1 protein-coding gene is annotated in these 4,157 nt (G+C 42.4%); it reads right to left on the bottom strand.

The features are described 5' to 3' along the window. The coding region (locus BMY86_RS13100; RefSeq protein ID WP_394332578.1) for a beta strand repeat-containing protein at positions 1 to 4,157 on the bottom strand (4,157 nt) is incomplete at both ends.

Below are 4,157 nucleotides of genomic sequence, written 5' to 3'. Positions count from 1 at the left end.
CCTGCTTGCTCTCCAGTGATTAAACTGAATAAGTCAATTGGTGCTACACTTGAATCACAAACTGTAGTGTTTCCATCTACTCCAGCATTAGGCTGAGCGTTGATGTTAATTGTTGCAACACTTGTATCGTTAACACATGGTGCCGTTCCTACTAAAGTATACGTAAATGTAGAAGTTGTAGCTCCTGGTGCTGGTGTATAAGTGCCTGCTCCAGCGTTAAACGTTCCTCCTGTTCCTGATGTTTGTGTCCATGTTCCTCCTGCTTGCTCTCCAGTGATTAAACTATATAAGTCAATTGGTGCTACACTTGAATCACAAACTGTAGTGTTACCATCTACTCCAGCATTTGGCTGAGCGTTGATGTTAACTGTTGCAATACTTGTATCGTTAGTACAAGGCGCAACTCCTGTTAATGTATAAGTAAATGTACTAGTTGTAGCTCCTGGTGCTGGTGTATAGGTACCTGCTCCTGCATTAAACGTTCCGCCTGTTCCTGATGTTTGTGTCCATGTTCCACCTGCTTGTTCTCCAGTGATTAAACTGAATAAGTTGATAGCTGCCACACTTGAATCACAAACTGTAGTGTTACCATCTACTCCAGCATTTGGCTGAGCGTTGATATTAATCGTAGCTACACTTGTATCGTTAATACATGGTGCTGTTCCTACTAAAGTATACGTAAATGTAGAAGTTGTTGCTCCTGGCGCTGGTGTGAATGTACCTGCTCCAGCGTTAAACGTTCCTCCTGTTCCTGATGTTTGTGTCCATGTTCCACCTGCTTGCTCTCCAGTGATTAAACTGAATAAGTTGATAGCTGCTACACTTGAGTCACAAACTGTTGTGTTTCCATCTACTCCAGCATTTGGCTGAGCGTTGATGTTAATCGTAGCTACACTTGTATCATTAACACATGGTGCAGTTCCTGTTAACGTATACGTAAATGTAGAAGTTGTTGCTCCTGGTGCTGGGGTAAAGGTACCTGCTCCAGCGTTAAACGTTCCTCCTGTTCCTGAAGTTTGTGTCCATGTTCCTCCTGCTTGCTCTCCAGTGATTAAACTGAATAAGTTGATAGCTGCTACACTTGAATCACAAATTGTTGTATTACCATCTACTCCAGCATTTGGCTGAGCGTTGATGTTAATCGTAGCTACACTTGTATCGTTAATACATGGTGCTGTTCCAACTAAAGTATACGTAAATGTAGAAGTTGTAGCTCCTGGCGCTGGTGTGAATGTTCCTGCTCCAGCATTAAACGTTCCACCCGTTCCTGATGTTTGTGTCCATGTTCCACCTGCTTGCTCTCCAGTGATTAAACTGAATAAGTTGATTGGCGCTACACTTGAGTCACAAACTGTAGTGTTACCGTCTACTCCAGCATTTGGCTGAGCGTTGATGTTAATTGTAGCTACACTTGTATCGTTAATACATGGTGCAGTTCCAACTAAAGTATACGTAAATGTAGAAGTTGTTGCTCCTAGCGCTGGTGTATAAGTACCTGCTCCAGCATTAAACGTTCCACCTGTTCCTGATGTTTGTGTCCATGTTCCACCTGCTTGCTCTCCAGTGATTAAACTGAACAAGTCAATTGGTGCTACACTTGAATCACAAACTGTAGTGTTACCATCTATTCCAGCATTTGGCTGAGCGTTGATGTTAATTGTAGCTACACTTGTATCGTTAATACATGGTGCCGTTCCCACTAAAGTATACGTAAACGTAGAAGTTGTTGCTCCTGGCGCTGGTGTATAAGTACCTGCTCCAGCGTTAAACGTTCCACCCATTCCTGATGTTTGTGTCCATGTTCCACCTGCTTGCTCTCCAGTGATTAAACTGAATAAGTTGATTGGCGCTACACTTGAGTCACAAACTGTAGTGTTACCGTCTACTCCAGCATTTGGCTGAGCGTTGATGTTAATTGTAGCTACACTTGTATCGTTAATACATGGTGCAGTTCCAACTAAAGTATACGTAAATGTAGAAGTTGTTGCTCCTAGCGCTGGTGTATAAGTACCTGCTCCAGCATTAAACGTTCCACCTGTTCCTGATGTTTGTGTCCATGTTCCACCTGCTTGCTCTCCAGTGATTAAACTGAACAAGTCAATTGGTGCTACACTTGAATCACAAACTGTAGTGTTACCATCTATTCCAGCATTTGGCTGTGGATTAACAGTTACGTTTACTGTTGCACTTGTAACTGCACAACCTGGTATGTTAATTGTATAAGTATAAACTCCTGGAGTATCAACTGTAGGATTGAATACTCCTGTACCACTTGCTAAAGCTGGACTCCATGTTCCTCCTGTATCTGGTGAACCTCCTAATTGTGTAAATAAATCAATAGGTGCGCTTGTAGAACATAATACTGTTGTACCATTTGTTCCTGCTGTTGGCGCTGAAGTTATTGTAACAGTAGCCACACTTGTATCATTCACACATGGTACTGTTCCAACTAATGTATACGTAAATGTAGAAGTTGTTGATCCCATTGCAGGTGTATAGGTACCTGCTCCTGCATTAAACGTCCCACCTGTTCCAGATGTTTGTGTCCATGTTCCACCTGCTTGCTCTCCAGTGATTAAACTGAATAAGTTGATTGGAATTACACTAGATTCACAAGTTGTAGTTGCTCCATCTGTTCCAGCATTTGGCTGAGCATTGATGTTAATCGTAGCTACACTTGTATCATTAGTACATGGTGCAGTTCCTACTAAAGTATACGTAAATGTAGAAGTTGTTGCTCCTGGCGCTGGTGTATAAGTACCTGCTCCAGCGTTAAACGTTCCACCCGTTCCTGAAGTTTGTGTCCATGTTCCTCCTGCTTGCTCTCCAGTTATTAAACTGAATAAGTTGATTGGTGCTACACTTGAATCACAAACTATAGTATTACCATCTGTTCCAGCATTAGGTTGAGCGTTGATGTTAATCGTAGCCACACTTGTATCGTTAATACATGGTGCAGTTCCAACTAAAGTATACGTAAACGTAGAAGTTGTTGCTCCTAGCGCTGGTGTATAAGTACCCGCTCCAGCGTTAAACGTTCCTCCTGTTCCTGAAGTTTGTGTCCATGTTCCACCTGCTTGCTCTCCAGTGATTAAACTAAATAAGTTGATTGGTGCTACACTTGAATCACAAACTGTAGTGTTACCATCAGTCCCTGCAAATGGCTGAGCGTTGATGTTAATCGTAGCCACACTTGTATCGTTAATACATGGTGCAGTTCCTACTAAAGTATACGTAAATGTAGAAGTTGTTGCTCCTGGCGCTGGTGTGAATGTTCCTGCTCCGGCATTAAACGTTCCACCCGTTCCTGAAGTTTGTGTCCATGTTCCTCCTGCTTGCTCTCCAGTGATTAAACTGAATAAGTTGATAGGCGCTACACTTGAATCACAAATAGTAGTATTACCATCAACTCCAGCATTAGGCTGAGCGTTGATGTTAATTGTAGCTACACTTGTATCGTTAATACATGGTGCTGTTCCAACTAAAGTATAGGCAAATGTAGAAGTTGTTGCTCCTGGCGCTGGTGTGAATGTACCTGCTCCAGCGTTAAACGTTCCACCTGTTCCTGATGTTTGTGTCCATGTTCCACCTGCTTGTTCTCCAGTGATTAAACTGAATAAGTTGATAGCTGCCACACTTGAATCACAAACTGTAGTGTTACCATCTACTCCAGCATTTGGCTGAGCGTTGATATTAATCGTAGCTACACTTGTATCGTTAATACATGGTGCTGTTCCTACTAAAGTATACGTAAATGTAGAAGTTGTTGCTCCTGGCGCTGGTGTGAATGTACCTGCTCCAGCGTTAAACGTTCCTCCTGTTCCTGATGTTTGTGTCCATGTTCCACCTGCTTGCTCTCCAGTGATTAAACTGAATAAGTTGATAGCTGCTACACTTGAATCACAAACTGTTGTGTTTCCATCTACTCCAGCATTTGGCTGAGCGTTGATGTTAATCGTAGCTACACTTGTATCATTAATACATGGTGCAGTTCCTGTTAACGTATACGTAAATGTAGAAGTTGTTGCTCCTGATGCTGGTGTATAAGTACCTGCTCCAGCATTAAACGTTCCTCCTGTTCCTGATGTTTGTGTCCATGTTCCTCCTGCTTGCTCTCCAGTGATTAAACTGAATAAGTCAATTGGTGCTACACTTGA

The organism is Flavobacterium urocaniciphilum (assembly GCF_900110615.1).
Taxonomy (GTDB): domain Bacteria; phylum Bacteroidota; class Bacteroidia; order Flavobacteriales; family Flavobacteriaceae; genus Flavobacterium; species Flavobacterium urocaniciphilum.
This window is presented reverse-complemented; position numbering and strand designations above follow the sequence as displayed.